The following is a 16,639-nucleotide window of genomic DNA, read 5'->3' on the forward strand; positions in this document are numbered from 1 at the left end:
AGCAGTAAACAGTATAAACAGTTCAGACAAGCAAATCATGATCTTGATGACAATTTACAGAAAATTCTTTCGGTTACATCAGTTAGTAATACGAGTTAGCCTAAAATATCACCTCAAACTCTCACTCAATCAATATACTTGAAGGCCAATTATATATTATAGATATAATTACTTTTGATAATTTTAATCATATAAAAATCGAGTTATTATTTTTTTGGTTTTCTATTTCGGGGTTCTGAATATTAATTATATAAATTAATAATTAAATACAATGAGCATTAAAAAATAGTAATAAAGGTGAAAACTGAAGGCTATAACATATTTAATGTAATGGCGTGTTTGCTATTAAGCTGCCCTCTTTTATTATTGTCAGGCATAAAAAGGAATCTACTATGTCTTCCCAAACCGTTATGATTATTGATGAACATCCTATTTATCGCTATGGTTTACGGCACCTTATCGACTCAGATGCATATTTCACTGTCGCAGCTGAATGCTGTAATTGCTCTGAAGCACTTGATATTGCTGACAAACTACAACCTGACATAATACTAACTGATATCAATATTTATGGTACTAAAACATTCGAAACAATTCGCTTATTACGTAAACGCTGCCTTAAGTCGTATTTATTAGTTTTATCATTTTCAGCTTTAAAAACAGATATCTACAATGCTATTGATGCAGGCGCACAAGGCTATCTGCTTAAAAATAGTGAACTTGATATGCTGATGAATAGCATGCGAAAAGCAGCGGCTGGGCACCATGTATTTAGCGAAAAAGTCTATCAATATCTCGTTAATCGCCATAAAATTAATGACCCATTATCATCATTAACGCGCAGAGAATGCGAAATATTGCATGAAATGGCGGCTGGATTAAAAAATAGGGAAATTTCCCAATTACTTTTTATTTCAGAAGAAACAGTAAAAGTGCACATCCGTAATTTACTTAAAAAACTAAATGTACGCTCCCGATTAGAAGCAAGTCTAATATACATGAGAGCAAAATAATATATTTACTATAATTAATTTATTATGAAATAATTTAATTAACTATTAATTTAATCATTAGATTAACTTTTCTTTCCCACAGAAAGCTAGATCCTGAATAGATTTTCGCGCATTATGTAGGGCTAACAGTAAATCATCAAAGGAAAATTTTATGTCAAACAGCACTTCTTCCCCTTACATTATGTATGGTATTAAAAATTGTGACACGATCAAAAAGGCGCGTCGCTACTTGGAAGATAATGGCATTAATTATCAATTTCATGATTACCGTGTTGAGGGGATTGATGATGCCTTATTATCGACGTTCATCGCTCAGCTCGGTTGGGAAGTTTTAGTTAATAAAAGAGGCACAACTTGGCGTAAACTCAGTGATGCTGAAAAAAATGCCGTTGTTGATGCTGAAAGCGCCAAAAAAGTGTTATTGGCTGAACCTGCGATGATCAAGCGCCCAATTCTCGTTTCAGCAGACAACCGCTATCTTGTCGGTTTTTCCGCTGATGAATATCAACAATTTACTCAATAAGCCGGAGCGCAGTGATGGATTGTCCTGTTATACAACTCGCTCAAGAGCTTATCTCTCGCCCATCAATTAGCCCTGATGACCAAGGGTGTCAGGCATTATTAATTGAACGACTCGAAAAAGTAGGGTTCACCGTTGAAAAAATGTTATTTGATGATACGGCTAATTTCTGGGCTTATCGAGGTACCGACGGCGAGACCTTAGCATTTGCAGGCCATACAGATGTCGTTCCCGCTGGGGATGAGACAAAATGGCAAACGCCCCCTTTCATACCAACCATTATCAACCAACACCTTTATGGTCGTGGTGCAGCGGATATGAAAGGCTCCGTTGCAGCTATGGTCGTCGCTGCCGAGCGTTTTGTACAAAAACATCCCGATCATCGTGGTCGGTTAGCCTTTTTAATCACGTCCGATGAAGAGGCAAAGGCGACAAATGGTACGGTTAAGGTCGTTGAAACGTTGATGCAACGTAATGAGCGGTTAGATTACTGTTTAGTGGGTGAGCCTTCTAGCCAAACTCAACTCGGTGATATCGTTAAAAATGGCCGCCGAGGCTCTATCACGGCGAATTTAACGATTTTAGGCACGCAAGGGCATGTCGCATATCCGCACCTTGCCGATAACCCAGTACATCGAGCGACAAATTTTTTACAAGAACTTGTATCAACACAGTGGGATCAAGGTAATGAATTTTTCCCCGCGACCAGTATGCAGATCGCCAATCTTCATGCGGGTACTGGTGCGACAAATGTTATTCCGGGTGAGTTTTTCGTTCAGTTTAATTTCCGATTTAGCACAGAATTAACCGACAAAATCATCCGTGAGCGTGTTGAAGAGATGCTAGCACGACATCAATTACGCTATGAAATTGAATGGAAGCTTTCGGGCCAGCCTTTCTTAACCCGTACAGGGAAATTAGTCGACGCCACCGTGCAAGCCATTCATGAATTCACGGGGCGCACTACAGAGCTCTCAACGAGTGGTGGGACATCTGATGGGCGTTTTATTGCTCAAATGGGGGCACAGGTCATTGAATTAGGGCCACTCAATGCCACTATTCATAAAGTTGACGAGTGTGTCAGTGTACATGACCTACAGCAACTGGCACGGATTTATGAACGCATAATGGAGCTACTGTTACTATGATGACCATCGCCATGCTCACCGGCCGTTCAACCGACCATCTCGTGACATTAGGCGGTAATCACCGCCTACAATTTAATGCGACAAAAGCATTTTTGTCCATGCAACAAGCGGCGGCGAAGGCTGGCTTCAAGCTCCAATCCGCCAGTGCATTCCGTGATTTTTCACGTCAGCAACTGATTTGGAATGAGAAGTTTACCGGAAAGCGCCCCGTTCTTGATAAACAAAGTAATCCGCTAGATATTAGCGTATTAAGCGAAGGCGAATTATGTGAAGCTATTTTGCATTGGTCCGCCCTGCCGGGCGCAAGCCGCCACCATTGGGGCACGGAAATTGACGTCTATGACCCATTGCGTCTCCCTGAAGGGCAATCACTGCAACTTGAGCCATGGGAATACGAACAAGGCGGTTATTTTGCTGAGCTGAATCAGTGGCTAAGTGACAATATGGCCACATATGACTTCTACCGCCCTTTCACCGCTAAAAATGCAGGTGTTGCCTATGAACCTTGGCATATTAGCTATTGGCCCTTATCCCATGACGCTGAGCAACTGTTGACCCCTCAAGTGGTTCAATCTGTTTTACAAGAAGAAGTTATCTTGGGTAAAGATTGGCTATTAGCGAATCTAGAATATGTTTTTAATCGCTACATTAAAATTCCAGAATAGCCTCAAAAAGCGCCAAATCTCTTGGCGCTTTTTCATTTAACACCATCATACTTTATTATCATTCGGTACAGGTTTATCTATCACCGGTAATCGATACATAAAAATCACTAGCCAGCATAACAGGACAAATAGACCTAACTTTAACCACCAAAAGTTCACAACCCAAATTGAAATCGTAAACGTAACTAATATCACGGCTATCGCTTTAGGTTTAGCACCTTTTGGCAAACCTTTATACGTTTGCCAATGTCGGATATAGCCACCAAACCATGAACGATAAAGTAACCAGTGATGAAAACGCGGCGATGAGCGAGAAAAGCACCATGCTGCCAATAAGAGAAAGGGGGTTGTTGGCAGTACCGGCAATACAACGCCTAAGCATGCTAATATTACCGCGAGCCAACCTATTAGGATCAACAATCCTTTTTTTATATTCAAAATGGCTCTCCCAACGGCTTCAAAAACATGATTAAATAAACCCAATGACTAGGGTATACCCTATCGAAATTCAAATAGTAATGTGATGCCAAATGTGTGCCTGTAAAAGTTTCAACTTTTCATCCACCTTTTTAATCACCTCTTATTAGCAAGCACAAAGGCGACATATGCATTGGTTAGCAGATTATTGGTGGGTGATCCTACTGATTTTAGTTGGCGTCATCTGGAATTCTATCAAAGAGATGATGCGAGTAGATCATAAAAAATTTCTTGATAATAAACCCGAGCTTCCCCCTCATAAAGATAACAATCATCTTTGGGATGATAACGATGATTGGCCTAAAGATAAGAAGGGCTAATTTTTTGCGCTATCGTTTTAACAAGCTCAGGGTGGTCACGTTGCACAACGTCTTTAACTTCTGCCCTTGCTTGTTGTAACCACGCTTTTTGCCCCGTTAATGATAGCTGTTGGCAAATCTCTTCCAAAGATAACTGTAGTTGAAAATAGAAACGCAGCAGCTTCAACCCACCTTCTTGATGCGCTAATAAACGTTGTATCGCCGCACTACTCGCTGCCAACGTACGATGATAAAAGCCAAATCCAACCAGTTCAATCCAATCTTCAGACGTTAAATGCTGTTTGTCACATGTCGGCAAGTGAAATAGCTCAAGGTCACGACGCCAAAAGAGATCCCTTGGCAAGTTGTGTTTGGCTTGCTCACACATGCGTTGTGCTTGTGATGATAGTGGTAAAATCGCCATCGCCGTGTAACATCCACTGCTTGCTTCAAGGTGTTCACCAACACGTACTAATTGATAACCCGCTTGTTGCCAAAAACGTAATAACTCCGGTGTCAGACCAAAACTCACTGATAAAAAATCTTTGCCTTGGTAAACGGCCTGCTGTTTTTGAGCGTCAAGCAGTTGTGAGCCAATTTTTTGTCGGCGATAAGCAGCCTCAACCGCGATCCTCGTTGCACGTAGTGATGACATCTGAGGCGCCTCAGGGAAGTAATAATGAGCAGCAAGGGATTGGGCCACTAAACTCCCCCTAGGGCGGCGGAGACCAGCCCAAATTTGCCAACTTAGTTGGCTATCTAACCCACCTTCTTCAACCATCCATAAGGCTCCAATCAATTGCGTCGCCGATTTGGCCAACATAAATTGCTGGCGACTTGCATCAAGTAACCGACGAAGATCGAGAGGGGATGTTCGATAATGTGCACTGGTGAGTAATCCATAAAAACTTTTCAGTTGTTTAGGATCATCAACTAATTGTTGCTGGCTGATAGGCTCAATTAGCTGTAATGGCAAGTGATCGTTTACACCTTCAGGCTCTTCTAGTAATAATGCCTGATTGAGCCAATGTTCAAGGGGATCATGCTTAGCCCAGCGGATAGGCTCGACTAAATCGAGAGCAGTAAAACCGCCCAATTGCGCACAAAACTTATTGATAAAGCCTCGCCCTGTTCCTTCATAGCCATCCACCGTTGTCGTTAATAAAACACGTGGAAAATAATTGACCAGTTGGCGCAGAATATAACTTGGAATCGCTGCCGCTTCATCAATAATCAACCAATCAGCTTTTATGTCACCATTCTTCTTACAGTAACGTAATAATTCATCTGGCGCCCAAAAATTGAGCGGCTGACCGGCTGATTTTTCTAGTGTTTGTATCGCGACTTTAGCAGGCGCACAGCACCAGCACTCCCCTTGCCAGTTGCGGATCAACATTCCTGCAAGGGTCGATTTCCCTCGCCCACGGGGAGCGATGATCCCCCAAACACCGTCATTTGCGGATAACAACTGTTCCAGTACATATTGCTGAGCCGGTGTCGCCTCACCCGAAGGTGGTTGCCAATGCTCTTTTTCGGGTAAAAGAGAAAAATGCGCTGGCTTATCTTGTTGCCAAACCAGCACGTCAGATTGCGCCTGTATCAACTGCTGTAAATGATGCACAAAATTAGGCGTGGCGATCATGCCATTTTGCTCATTCCATCGAATACTATCGTTATCCAATGAATACGCCCACTCAGCTTGTGGTGGCGTACATAAAACCAGCAAGCTCCCAGCCTTTAATGCCCCAGCAAGCATAGCGAGAGCCTCGCTATGCAAACCTTCTCTTGCATCAAAGACCCCATGTAAAAACTCTCTGCCTAATAATAAATGTGCATTTTTAACGGGCAATGCCCCCGTTATTGTTGATGAAAGGGCCTGCCAATCACCCGCGATAATTGATTGAATTTCATTTAATCGTTTATCTATCCACAAGCTCTCACCAGAGAGCACCAACAAGCGCCGATGACCACAATCATTAAGTTGAGCACAGATTTTAGGAAGTGAATAATTCATATACCCGCTAAGATTTACCGATCAATAATGACAAGATCCCTGCTGCGATAAGAGGACCAACAGGAACACCACGGAAGAGTGCTACGCCGATAACCGTGCCAACAAGTAGGCCTGCTACTGTTGAAGGTTGATGTGACATTAACGTAACACCACGGCTTCCCAACCAAGAAACTAACACCCCGATCACAATAGCAAGCAGTGATTTCCAATTTAAAAAGGAACCTAATACATCTTGTGCTGAAATTTTACCACTAGCAATAGGAGCCATCACACCAATAGTTAATATTAATATCCCAATCGTTAACCCATATTTCTCTACCCAAGGAAAGAAATTATTTAAAGGTGTGATCCGCACCACCAGCAAAAATAACATAGCTAATGTCACCGTCATATTATGACTGATGATCCCAAGACCCGCTAAAACCAGTAAAATTATCAAGGTAGGATCGACTTGACTCATATTGTATTCCCTGTAAAACGTGCTGCTTTTGCTTATAAAATTAGCGAAAGATAAAAAGTACGGCTTATGTTATTGGCTCACCGAATAAGAAGCAAACGTCACGGCATATTATTGCCCGATATATTGTTGAAATAAGATATTTACAGGCTCTCCTCCGATAGCGATCATTTTATTTTTGAAAGATGCGGGTAAATCACCATTCGACTCGGAAGGTAATGTCATTAATTCAGTAATGAACGGGTCTAATCCTGATGGATTATTGGCGACCTTCTGTAAAATAGTATCTAATTTTCGCCAAAATGTAGCGCCTTGAGAATAGAACTCAGCATAAACAGAGCGATCCCCTGCTTTAAATCGCTTATCTAGTTCAATAAAAGTATGTGTCACTGGAGCATTTAATGGCATCATTGCAGATTCAATTGACGAAACAATTTGTGGCTGGCTTTCCATCTGTTTTAATGCTTTCAAAGCATAATATTGGGCAAGGCCTTCCTCAACCCAAGCTGGCTGCGTTGATTTATTTTCCCTTATCATATCAATAAGTTGATGAAATTGCTCATGGGCAATAACAAGTTGGGTTTTTGCATTATTGAGGTTAATGTTTTTATCATCCTTTTTATCAGAATATAAATAGTTAGCCACGAAACTGCGACCACCCGCCGCCCCACCAATAAAGCCATTTTTTTCATTACTGCCGAGCCAAATCACCAACAATGTATTATCACGCTTGTCTTGAGGTGAAATTGATAACGCTTTGGTTAAATACTTTAAGGCTTGTTGGTGATAACCATTTAGCTGATATTGATCGGTTAACGTGACGTTGTCACTAAAATAGCGAACTTTCATATTCATTAAGTCCACTTGTTGCAATCGAATATCCCCCACTAAATAAAATTCAGGCGCCTTATAATAGGCAGGAACCGACCACGAGCTTGTATTTTCAGCTTTCGCGCCATAGATAGCGATCCCATCGGCAGCACGAATAATCCCCTCTTCATCATTGACTAAGCGCAATAATGACGTAGGCTCAGAAAGCAATATCTGTTTTTTGTTTTGATATTCACTGGTAATGAAAATAGTCGCTTGCTTCGAGGCGTCAACATGCCCTTTTGCAACTTTATTAGGGAGGACATGCCACGAAACCCGTTCACAACCTATAGGCACAATCCATTCATTTTCGGTATTTTTCTTTAACAACGTACCTTGGCACTGAGGATGGTTAATTTGCGGTTTTAACCCCCACGCTTCCCCTCTCACGATCAATTTTTGTTCCTGCTCGGATTTAGGTAAATCCATGGAGAGCGTTAACATCCCCTCCGTTGATAGATCATCAATGGTATAATGGGTTTTCGCTGACGCATTTATCAACCCGAAAAATAAAAGCGTGGTTATCAATATGGTACGCGTCAAATGGAACACTTTAACCTCATATTTGGGCAGGTCATACATTAATATAGAGCGACTTCCCACTCTTCAAAAGGAGGGTCAGCGTTAAAAGAAGCATCACAGTAACTTCGAATATAATCCGTTGCTCTTTTCTGCGCATGAGTAAAATTCAATACTTCCCCTGCCTCATCAATTTCCAGTGTATTGATAAATATTGCGTACGCTTGTTCAATAGCACTCGGCTCCTCGCCATACAGTGACAAATAATCAATCCCCTCGAGCATGTAATGTGAACCACTTGCCATAAAATAGCTGAAAGTTCTAATCGCCCCACTAACGCTATGGCTGAGCTTCATCTGAGCCTCCTTAAAATGTATTTTGCGCTGAAAAGGTGTTGCAGCTATTGATATCTCCCGTCTCAAACCCTTTTTTAAACCAAAAATAGCGCTGTTGTGAGGTGCCATGCGTAAAACTATCTGGGATCACGCGACCTTGGCTCTGCTGCTGTAATCTGTCGTCACCAATTGCCTGAGCCGCATTCAACGCGGATTGTAAGTCGCCATCGTCTAAGATGCCCTCTTTATCCATATTGTGCCCCCAAACACCCGCAAAACAATCGGCCTGTAATTCAAGTTTCACCGACAGTTTATTGGCTTCTTTTGTACTTACACCTTGCTGTAATTTTCTTACTTGCTGTTCAATGCCTAATAAGTGCTGCACATGATGGCCGATTTCATGAGCCACGACGTACCCTTGCGCAAATTCACCACCAGCCCCTAATTTGGTTTTCATGTCATTATAAAATGACAGGTCGATATAAATTTTATTATCAGCTGGGCAATAAAACGGCCCCATAAATGCTTTACCTTGCCCACACGCTGTCGAAGTACCATTGCGATAAATGACTAATTTAGGCTGCTGGTATTGTTTGCCTAGCTTTTTAAATTCCGTTTGCCAAACATCTTCTGTGGAAGCAAGCATCACTGACGTAAAGTCGGCTAACTGTGCCTCTTGTGGGCTAATGGTACGATTTTGGGCTTGTTGCGAAGAGTGATTACCGATAGGCTCTCCGGTAATTAACCCCGTGAGATCAACGCCATAATAGCCAGCTACGACAATAACAATCAGAATAACAACGCCACTTTTTCCTCGTAATGGAATTCGTATCCCCCGACCATTGCCTTGAAAACCCCCTGATGAATTTTCTGATCTTCTATCTTCAATATTGTCGCTACGACGACGGTCTTGCCAACGCATAATCACCTCTATAATCAGCAAATAAACGGTTTAGTCACAGTTTAAACTCAAAATCGTTACAATTGACTTAATTATTTTTATTCATACCACGTCATCGCCTGCTTAGCACTCTGAACTAACACAGATGTTCAACATTTTAACCTTATTAATTAAGTGGATATATTGTTTTTTAACTGATTGTTTTTCACTTAACGCAAATTAATCGCAATTCCAATTAAATAAGCAATAGAAAACACTTCGTTACTGATATCTCCTAGATTGTTACTTATAATAATATGAGGTCAATATAAAATTATTATCACTGACGATATCACTGTATTTCGCCGAGTTGACAAATCACCTTACTATTCAAGTCGTCATATAATTAGGATCACTCATATGAATGTAGCTTTCCCTCCCGCCTCCAATGCGCGCTATTTTGCCCTGCGATTACGGCCCGGCGAGGATGTTATTCCAACACTGCGTCATTTTATTCAGCAGAACCACTTAAAAGCCGCTTTCATTGCTGGCTGTGTTGGTAGCTTAACTCGCGTTAATTTGCGTTTTGCAGGAAAAGAGACAACCGATCAATTTGTTGGTCGATACGAAATTGTTTCACTTATCGGCACATTAGATAGCGAAGGCGAACATTTGCATTTAGCCATTTCAGATGAAAATGGTCATGTGCAAGGGGGGCATATGATGCTGGACTGTACCGTTAGAACAACGTTAGAGCTTGTTATTGGGGAATTAGAGCATATCACTTTCACTCGTCAATATTGCGAATTATCTGGATATGACGAATTAGCAGTTTCTGAACGCACGCCCCACAACTCCCATTCTTCTGTTCATCGCTAAGGAGCGGTGTATTCATGCCAAAATCATCTACTCTTTCGAGCCGTACTTTAGCGTTAATTGTTTTTTCAATCGCTATTAACATGTTAGTTGGGCAAATAAGCTCAAGCATTAAGTTGCCAATTTTTCTTGATTCAATTGGCACAATCATTTGTGCTTTATTAGCCGGCCCTTGGATCGCTGCATTAACCGGATTATTAACCAATCTATTATGGGGATTACTCAGTGGCCCAATTGCCGCCGCTTTTGCCCCTGTTGCAATGATGATAGGCCTCAGTGCAGGGTTACTCGCTCATGCTGGATTTTTTCGGACGTTACCTAGAGTTATCTTTTCCGGCATCGTCATTACATTAGCATTGATGTTAGTTGCTGTGCCTATCCGTACTTATTTATTTGCAGGTACAACAGGTAGCGGAGCCGATTTTTTCGTCGCTTACTTCCATGCTGTGGGAGAAAACCTACTTGAATCTGTTGCCATTACCGTACTAGGAGCCAACATTGCAGATAAAATAGTGTCGGCACTCATTGCGTGGTTATTAGTGCGTCGCTTACCGCTGCGTGCACAACAAAACTTTCCAAATATGGCGCGAGTAAGATAAATATGCATCCTTTTACCTCGCTGACATTATGGTTCTGGCTCAGCTTTACTGTTGTTCTATTACCATTTGACTGGCCGTTAATTGTCGTCAGCCTGGTGACTTTTGCTATGCTACTCGCATGGCGCCAAGCACGTTACCGCTATCGCTATGTTATTGGCTTGATGCTACCAATGGCATTAGGGCTATGGCTGATCCATAGTGGTTGGCTAACCTACTGGCTGACAGGCGAGTTTTCTGTTGCGACACAGCAACAAAAAGCCTTGGCTTTATGGTTTCGGCTTTTAGCCATTATCAGTAGTGCACAACTGTGGCTACAGTATGTGTCGACTGAAAAATTGATTAGAGCGCTATTTGCTAGCCGTTTACTAACCAGCTTTTCATATTTATTAGCTGGGCCACTCTTGTTTGTTGAACAACTACGGCAACAAATCAGCAGTATCAAAGAGGCACAGTTGGCACGAGGCGTCCCCCTTGATGGCAATCTGTTACAACGATTTATGTCATTACCGGCATTGATACTGCCACTCGCGACCCAAGCACTCAGCGAACTGGCTATCCGTGGAGCTGCCTTGGATATGCGTGGTTTTCGTGCCGTGAGTCAGCGAACAACGTTGGACGCCCCAAAAGACAACCTCTTTCAAGCCATTTGTCGTTATGCCATTTTAGTCATTATCATCATTGAAGGAGGGATCGACTGGTGGTGGTAAATTTACAACGACTATGTTTTACCCACAAAGGTGCGGGATCAACCACCTTAGGCCCTATTGATATACAATTAGCAGCAGGACAGTGGCTTGCCATCTTAGGGGGCAACGGTAGCGGTAAAAGTACACTCGCTCAACTGCTCTGTGGTTGGTTACCTGAATTGATTACAGGTGAACTTAGTGGTGTCGCTGAGGTTTTATCACAACCCATATCACAAGGCCACTTAGCAATACTCAGTGCGCAACGCCAACTGATCCAACAATCACCACAATTACAATTATCCGGTTGCACATTCAATGTGGAACAAGAAATTGCCTTTGGCCCTGAAAACCTTGGGTTACCTGAAGCACAAATCAGGCAGCGGGTTAACGAAGCCATTGCGCTTACGGACTGCGAAGCTTTACGCCATCGACACCCCGCGACCTTATCAGGTGGAGAAGCCCAACGCGTTGTCATCGCAAGCGCACTCGCCATGCAGCCTAAGTTATTATTATTGGATGAGGCATTTAGTCGCCTCACACCAAAAGCCGCCCATACCCTGCTACTTGCGTTGAAACGCTATTCTCAACGTACCAATTGCAGTGTGATCCTGTTTGAGCGCCAACTACTTCCTGCGATGAGTTTTTGTGAGCAACTGATGTTATTAGATGCAGGTAACGTCATCGCCACAGGTACTGATAGAAAAAAACTTTTTTCGGCGGCACAAACCACCATTAATATGCCCGATGCTTGGCGTGCACTTGGTTATTTAATCAATCAAAATGCTTGGCCTACTGACATTCCCAATGATAACAACGCATTACTTAAGGCATTTAAGGAGTATTATGCTACTTTTTGAACATATTGATTATCGTTGGCCTAAAAGTACCCAAGAGACCATTTCACAGCTTTGTTTGCGTCTCGAAGCGGGCGAATGGGTTGCATTAGTTGGTGACAATGGTGCTGGAAAATCGACACTCCTGCGGCTTGCTGCGGGTCTATTGCGCCCAACACAAGGTGAGATCCACTTTAATCACCAAAAACTTGCCGCACTGAACGCTATACAACGTGCCAGTCAAATTGGTGTTTTATTCCAAGAGGTCGAAAAACAAGTTTTCCATAGTCGAGTAAAAGATGAAGTCGCGTTCGGCCTTAAACGACAAAAGCTATCTCAATCAGAGATAGAAAAACGGACGTTGGAAGCCCTTGAATGTTGCCATTTGCAAGATGTTGCCAATAGTCACCCTCTTGATTTAGATGCAGGCCAACGGCGTATGGTGGCTGTCGCCAGCCTGAGTGCGATTTCCCCCAAAGTGCTGCTATTAGATGAACCTACTCGTGACTTTGATGCACGTTGGCTCGCTTGCTTTGAGCGTTGGTTGGCATTACAGCGTACGATGGGCACGACGCTACTCGCCATTAGCCATGATCTTGATTTTGTTGCTCGCCATTTCAAGCGGGTTATTCATCTATCAGCAGGTAAAATCATTGCTGATGGTCCGCCTGAAACCGTACTTAACCACCCTGATTTACAACCGGAATCCGTGCTTCCAACACCAACACTGTATTCATTGAGTCACGCATTGGATATCGCGTTAGAAAGCGACCCTAAACGTTGGGCTGATAAATTTATCCGTATTAGCCGCGAGCCAATCTGACTTTTCAGCTTGAACGTTATCAGTTTTTATATGGTTGTCGACCCTTGATATCAACACTAAGGTTTGATTTATTGCGGTGATAACGTCTTAGCTTATATCTAGATATCGATATCAGACAGGTAAAAAATACCATGTTAATGGTAAACTATCCCGAGTCAAGGTTGGACAAGTGTGTGTCATGCTGCTCTGTTTTATTATTTGTAGCATGATAGGCCCGATGTATATAAATAACCCGTAAGAGAACTTTGGCTGTATGGACGAATTAAAACCAGAAAACTAATTATCTTCCTAAGTAAAAGCTGTAAACATCCATTATGCAGCTTCCCCGCTAAAACAGCTCAGTAAAACCGATAACCTAAACGCCAAGATGTTAGTTAAAGCGTCAATACAGTTGTATAATGAAAAGTGGTCACAATTATCTGTGTTATATGTATGAAACTAAAATATGAATTCCTTAAATATCACTTTGTATTCTATGATCTGATCTTCGAACAGATGACTAAGGTTTAATCATGCGGGCAATCCAAGCGCTATTTTGTATCTTCTCCCTACTATTTTCGGTGATAGGATACTCTGCTGACAATAAGTTAACCTTAGTTATTGCAGGTATGACTTCGCAACAAGTGGTTTCTATTATGGGGGAACCTTCTGATTCAGCAACGATAGAAAATGCCACCCTATTGCTCTATACCAAGCGCCCCACCATGCTTAAAATGCAAAATACTATTCAACACTTTATTTTCCTTGATAACAAATTGGTAGAGTATGGTGAAAAGCATATTGAACCCACACATTCAGCCTATAACCTGATATCTGCCACTGAGCAACTACAGTTATGGTTAGCAGAGCAAGGCAAAGATCTTAATCCATCTGCGGCGGCTCATGACCTTACGACCAACAAAAAATAGCACCAATAATAGCGGCTTAGCTTTCTAACATCCCCCTCATTTAAGGGCATTTCGTCCAAAAAATCGAATGTCGAGTGTATTCGCAAAGTTACACATCGTATTTTCAAAACTAAAAATGTTGATAAGACAGCCGTCATTCTCCTTATCGCCCATGAATAACAGATGAGCAGCTAAAGGCACCAAACCAACTCATCGCTGACATAATCAACTCGCCCTTTACACCATGATTTTTAGAAAAAGGAAATTCCTTGAAAACGAAAAATGAGCAACATGCGTGTCCATTGTAATGCCATGTTTCTCATCTACGACACGATAATTGATAGGTGGTCGTTCTTCGGTTGTGTCGGTGTACAACAGCATCACAGCATCGATTTTGCGAGTGAGATGATTTTCGACCTAATGCCATGGTTTCGAACTGACATCATTGAGGGGAAGGTTTTTTAGGTTGCCGCTTAGTGCATTATTCATACTGATTAGTTCAAAACCCTCACTAAACAGCGAGGGCTTTGTCAGCACTCTAAGCGACTTTTTAAAACCGATTAGATAACAAATTAATCTAATTTTACGCCGATACGACGCGCAACTTCCTCGTAAGCTTCAATTAAGCCACCGAGGCTTTGACGAAAACGGTCTTTATCCATTTTATTGAGGGTCTCTTTATCCCACAGGCGACTACCATCTGGAGAGAACTCATCACCAAGTACGACCTTGCCTTTGAACAGGCCAAACTCCAATTTAAAATCAACGAGGATCAGCCCTGCATCCGCAAAAATTTTTGATAACACTTCATTGGCTTTATAACTTAAGCGCTTCATTTCCGCCAAGTTTTCTTTGTTCACCCACCCAAAAGTTTCACAATACGACTCATTCACCATCGGGTCATGTTTTGCATCATCTTTTAAGAACAAATCAAACAATGGTGGATTTAATTCCATCCCTTCTTCGACGCCAAGACGTTTAACCAAAGAGCCTGCTGCACGATTACGAATAACGCACTCTACGGGCACCATATCCAGTTTTTTTACCAATGCTTCTGTGTCAGAGAGCAACGCTTCCATCTGTGTTGGAATACCCGCCTCTTCTAATTTGCTCATAATAAAATGGTTAAACTTATTGTTTACCATCCCTTTACGCTCGAACTGCTCGATACGCTCGCCATCGAGTGCTGATGTATCATTACGGAATTCCAGAATTAAAAGGTCAGGATCCTCAGTGGTATAGACCGTTTTCGCCTTACCACGATACAACTCAGCTTTCTTTTGCATCTTACACACTCCAGAGATGGGATTATTCAATTAGGGTATCAACCTGCAAAATTGTGTCTGCAGATCCAGATAAGTAACAATAAAATGGTTGAAATTTACCCTTTTACCGTTACTTTTCTGCTCTGTTTCAATAAGTTATTGAATAAAAGAACCTGACAAGCTAACTAACTGATATTCAATATTTTATCTACTGTACCTAATTATAATAATAAAATCCACGCACAGACGCAAACGATTACTTAAGCTTAAACACTGGTTTTTTGTCCATTTCGCTGACCATAAAAATGAAGCTATTAATCGATTGGCATAAAGAAAGGTTGTAGGTATGACTTAAATGCAAAAAAGCCGCAACCTCAAATAGAGGCTGCGGCTCCATAACAAAGTAATAATTACTTGTCGCCGACTTTACTGAAAGCCGCTTTCAGTGCAGACACCATCTCATCATTTTGTTTCTGAGTCAGTGGTGTACCCTTAGTATTAATAAACTGCAAGCTACTGCGGTTATTCAAATCACCGACTTGAATTTTATAATCCGCTTCTGGAATTGATGGGTCATCAATCCCTAAATTTTGCCATTCTGAACTGCTCAGGCCTTTATAAGTTACCATCACAGAGCCATTTGAACGACTGCGATCACCCACTTTCATACCGATGCTTTCCAGTTTACGTGGTAAACGCTCCCAAACAGCATCAAATGGTGCACGTACGATGACAACAGGCAAGCCCGTGGCATCACTGCCAGATTGAACATCAATAATGCCATATGCACTTTGGATACTATTTTTATTGGATGTATCACGTAAAGCATACAGGCTATCGGTTAACTCATTTAGCAATAATTTGTTATAACGCTGAATTTCAGCCTGATCCGTCACCGCTTCTGTACCTTGACGTAGGCCTAAATTCGTTACCGTCAGCGCGATCATGCCCCCTTGAGGTTGCACAGTGACTTTATGACGGCTTTCTAATGGAACGTCTTCATCCGCACGTTCCCATTTTACCCAATCCGTTTCAATCGAGCGCGACCCATCGTCTTTTGTCGTGACTGGAATATTACGCTGTTCCAAAATCATAGTGACTTGTGACCATAGCGCACTATTCTCAGGTGTATTTTCAAGCAACAAGCGGCTTGCTTCCGCGCTATCTTCAGTACGTGAACCCGCTAATTGCGAAATAGACAGTACAGGAGGGCGAATATCGAGTGCTTTACCTACTGGGCCAGATGAGGCAACTTTAGGGACGTCATATTCGCCATTTTGCAATGGTAATGTCATTCCCTGAGGTATATTCAACACTTTCAATGGCGCGGCATCGAGATAATCTTCGTTACCGCTGACCTGACGTTTATAGCGCTGATCGCTGGAACAGGCTGCCAGTAACACAACGAGTGACAGGCCAGCAACCTTCATAACCTTCGATTTTTGCAATAATGTTGCCATTAAAATTCCCTAA

19 protein-coding genes are annotated in these 16,639 nt (G+C 42.1%); 11 read left to right on the forward strand and 8 right to left on the reverse strand.

Annotated features, from left to right (window positions below; translation table 11 throughout):
• Window positions 1–392 precede the first annotated feature (392 nt).
• The 4 genes from PR675_RS06555 (at window position 393) to PR675_RS06570 (ending at window position 3,346) form a co-directional block, all read left to right on the forward strand.
• Entirely contained in the window at window positions 393–1,013 is a 621-nt protein-coding gene (locus PR675_RS06555; RefSeq protein WP_014656110.1) for a LuxR C-terminal-related transcriptional regulator, read from the forward strand.
• Between the two features lie 151 nt (window positions 1,014–1,164).
• Window positions 1,165–1,536, forward strand: a complete 372-nt coding sequence (locus PR675_RS06560) for an ArsC family reductase (RefSeq protein ID WP_014656111.1) — start codon at window positions 1,165–1,167, stop codon at window positions 1,534–1,536.
• A gap of 14 nt (window positions 1,537–1,550) precedes the next feature.
• A complete protein-coding gene (dapE, locus tag PR675_RS06565; protein WP_060561066.1) occupies window positions 1,551–2,681 on the forward strand; it encodes a succinyl-diaminopimelate desuccinylase in 1,131 nt (376 codons plus the stop codon).
• The gene (locus PR675_RS06570) at window positions 2,678–3,346 is read left to right on the forward strand and encodes a M15 family metallopeptidase (protein WP_004920553.1); all 669 of its coding nucleotides are present in this window, start codon (window positions 2,678–2,680) and stop codon (window positions 3,344–3,346) included. The genes dapE and PR675_RS06570 overlap by 4 nt, the downstream gene beginning before the upstream one ends.
• Before the next feature lie 45 nt (window positions 3,347–3,391).
• Here PR675_RS06570 and PR675_RS06575 read toward each other — a convergent pair whose 3' ends face one another.
• Entirely contained in the window at window positions 3,392–3,778 is a 387-nt protein-coding gene (locus PR675_RS06575; RefSeq protein ID WP_171830834.1) for a DUF454 family protein, read from the reverse strand.
• A 173-nt stretch (window positions 3,779–3,951) separates the two neighbouring features.
• Between PR675_RS06575 and PR675_RS06580 the strand changes: the two genes are divergently transcribed.
• On the forward strand, window positions 3,952–4,143 hold the full coding sequence (locus PR675_RS06580; RefSeq protein WP_004920559.1) for a YpfN family protein: 192 nt from the start codon (window positions 3,952–3,954) through the stop codon (window positions 4,141–4,143).
• Here PR675_RS06580 and PR675_RS06585 read toward each other — a convergent pair.
• The 5 genes from PR675_RS06585 to ypfJ all read right to left on the reverse strand — a co-directional run bounded on the left by PR675_RS06585 (window position 4,124) and on the right by ypfJ (window position 9,239).
• Window positions 4,124–6,136 (reverse strand): tRNA(Met) cytidine acetyltransferase TmcA, encoded by a 2,013-nt coding sequence (locus tag PR675_RS06585; RefSeq protein ID WP_060561068.1) that lies wholly within the window; start codon window positions 6,134–6,136, stop codon window positions 4,124–4,126. The genes PR675_RS06580 and PR675_RS06585 overlap by 20 nt on opposite strands.
• A gap of 7 nt (window positions 6,137–6,143) precedes the next feature.
• Window positions 6,144–6,596, reverse strand: coding sequence for a DUF441 domain-containing protein (locus PR675_RS06590; RefSeq protein ID WP_004920564.1), 453 nt, complete (start codon window positions 6,594–6,596; stop codon window positions 6,144–6,146).
• 108 nt (window positions 6,597–6,704) lie between these two features.
• Entirely contained in the window at window positions 6,705–8,015 is a 1,311-nt protein-coding gene (locus PR675_RS06595; RefSeq protein WP_239686464.1) for a hypothetical protein, read from the reverse strand.
• Between the two features lie 29 nt (window positions 8,016–8,044).
• Window positions 8,045–8,338 carry a DUF7677 family protein gene (locus tag PR675_RS06600; protein WP_060561070.1) on the reverse strand — a complete coding sequence of 98 codons (294 nt, stop codon included), beginning with the start codon at window positions 8,336–8,338 and terminating at the stop codon, window positions 8,045–8,047.
• Between the two features lie 10 nt (window positions 8,339–8,348).
• The gene (gene ypfJ, locus PR675_RS06605; protein WP_060561071.1) at window positions 8,349–9,239 is read right to left on the reverse strand and encodes a KPN_02809 family neutral zinc metallopeptidase; all 891 of its coding nucleotides are present in this window, start codon (window positions 9,237–9,239) and stop codon (window positions 8,349–8,351) included.
• A 378-nt stretch (window positions 9,240–9,617) separates the two neighbouring features.
• On the opposite strand from ypfJ, the gene PR675_RS06610 reads away from it, so the two are divergent.
• The 6 genes from PR675_RS06610 (at window position 9,618) to PR675_RS06635 (ending at window position 13,922) form a co-directional block, all read left to right on the forward strand.
• Window positions 9,618–10,076 carry a PPC domain-containing DNA-binding protein gene (locus PR675_RS06610; RefSeq protein WP_014656117.1) on the forward strand — a complete coding sequence of 153 codons (459 nt, stop codon included), beginning with the start codon at window positions 9,618–9,620 and terminating at the stop codon, window positions 10,074–10,076.
• Between the two features lie 14 nt (window positions 10,077–10,090).
• Complete coding sequence (locus tag PR675_RS06615; protein ID WP_014656118.1) at window positions 10,091–10,672, forward strand: membrane protein; 582 nt, start codon at window positions 10,091–10,093, stop codon at window positions 10,670–10,672.
• Window positions 10,673–10,674: 2 nt separating this feature from the next.
• Window positions 10,675–11,379 carry an energy-coupling factor transporter transmembrane component T gene (locus tag PR675_RS06620; protein WP_060561072.1) on the forward strand — a complete coding sequence of 235 codons (705 nt, stop codon included), beginning with the start codon at window positions 10,675–10,677 and terminating at the stop codon, window positions 11,377–11,379.
• The gene (locus tag PR675_RS06625; RefSeq protein ID WP_060561073.1) at window positions 11,370–12,215 is read left to right on the forward strand and encodes an energy-coupling factor ABC transporter ATP-binding protein; all 846 of its coding nucleotides are present in this window, start codon (window positions 11,370–11,372) and stop codon (window positions 12,213–12,215) included. The genes PR675_RS06620 and PR675_RS06625 overlap by 10 nt, the downstream gene beginning before the upstream one ends.
• Window positions 12,202–13,014 (forward strand): energy-coupling factor ABC transporter ATP-binding protein, encoded by an 813-nt coding sequence (locus tag PR675_RS06630; RefSeq protein WP_004920586.1) that lies wholly within the window; start codon window positions 12,202–12,204, stop codon window positions 13,012–13,014. Before PR675_RS06625 ends, PR675_RS06630 begins: the two co-directional genes overlap by 14 nt.
• Before the next feature lie 512 nt (window positions 13,015–13,526).
• On the forward strand, window positions 13,527–13,922 hold the full coding sequence (locus PR675_RS06635) for a hypothetical protein (protein WP_060561074.1): 396 nt from the start codon (window positions 13,527–13,529) through the stop codon (window positions 13,920–13,922).
• A 551-nt stretch (window positions 13,923–14,473) separates the two neighbouring features.
• Here the strand turns inward: PR675_RS06635 and purC are convergent.
• Together purC and bamC are read right to left on the reverse strand one after the other, a co-directional pair.
• Entirely contained in the window at window positions 14,474–15,187 is a 714-nt protein-coding gene (purC, locus tag PR675_RS06640; RefSeq protein ID WP_004920604.1) for a phosphoribosylaminoimidazolesuccinocarboxamide synthase, read from the reverse strand.
• 389 nt (window positions 15,188–15,576) lie between these two features.
• Window positions 15,577–16,626 (reverse strand): outer membrane protein assembly factor BamC, encoded by a 1,050-nt coding sequence (gene bamC, locus PR675_RS06645; protein ID WP_004920611.1) that lies wholly within the window; start codon window positions 16,624–16,626, stop codon window positions 15,577–15,579.
• Window positions 16,627–16,639 lie beyond the last annotated feature (13 nt).

It is taken from the genome of Providencia sp. PROV261 (assembly GCF_028477945.1).
GTDB classification, from domain to species: Bacteria; Pseudomonadota; Gammaproteobacteria; order Enterobacterales; family Enterobacteriaceae; genus Providencia; species Providencia stuartii.

Coding starts and splice junctions, on each gene's coding strand:
- PR675_RS06555 (WP_014656110.1), top strand. CDS start 393: ATGTCTTCCCAAACCGTTATGATTATTGATGAACATCCTATTTATCGC.
- PR675_RS06560 (WP_014656111.1), top strand. CDS start 1,165: ATGTCAAACAGCACTTCTTCCCCTTACATTATGTATGGTATTAAAAAT.
- dapE (WP_060561066.1), top strand. CDS start 1,551: ATGGATTGTCCTGTTATACAACTCGCTCAAGAGCTTATCTCTCGCCCA.
- PR675_RS06570 (WP_004920553.1), top strand. CDS start 2,678: ATGATGACCATCGCCATGCTCACCGGCCGTTCAACCGACCATCTCGTG.
- PR675_RS06580 (WP_004920559.1), top strand. CDS start 3,952: ATGCATTGGTTAGCAGATTATTGGTGGGTGATCCTACTGATTTTAGTT.
- PR675_RS06585 (WP_060561068.1), bottom strand. CDS start 6,136: ATGAATTATTCACTTCCTAAAATCTGTGCTCAACTTAATGATTGTGGT.
- PR675_RS06590 (WP_004920564.1), bottom strand. CDS start 6,596: ATGAGTCAAGTCGATCCTACCTTGATAATTTTACTGGTTTTAGCGGGT.
- PR675_RS06600 (WP_060561070.1), bottom strand. CDS start 8,338: ATGAAGCTCAGCCATAGCGTTAGTGGGGCGATTAGAACTTTCAGCTAT.
- ypfJ (WP_060561071.1), bottom strand. CDS start 9,239: ATGCGTTGGCAAGACCGTCGTCGTAGCGACAATATTGAAGATAGAAGA.
- PR675_RS06610 (WP_014656117.1), top strand. CDS start 9,618: ATGAATGTAGCTTTCCCTCCCGCCTCCAATGCGCGCTATTTTGCCCTG.
- PR675_RS06615 (WP_014656118.1), top strand. CDS start 10,091: ATGCCAAAATCATCTACTCTTTCGAGCCGTACTTTAGCGTTAATTGTT.
- PR675_RS06620 (WP_060561072.1), top strand. CDS start 10,675: ATGCATCCTTTTACCTCGCTGACATTATGGTTCTGGCTCAGCTTTACT.
- PR675_RS06630 (WP_004920586.1), top strand. CDS start 12,202: ATGCTACTTTTTGAACATATTGATTATCGTTGGCCTAAAAGTACCCAA.
- PR675_RS06635 (WP_060561074.1), top strand. CDS start 13,527: ATGCGGGCAATCCAAGCGCTATTTTGTATCTTCTCCCTACTATTTTCG.
- purC (WP_004920604.1), bottom strand. CDS start 15,187: ATGCAAAAGAAAGCTGAGTTGTATCGTGGTAAGGCGAAAACGGTCTAT.
- bamC (WP_004920611.1), bottom strand. CDS start 16,626: ATGGCAACATTATTGCAAAAATCGAAGGTTATGAAGGTTGCTGGCCTG.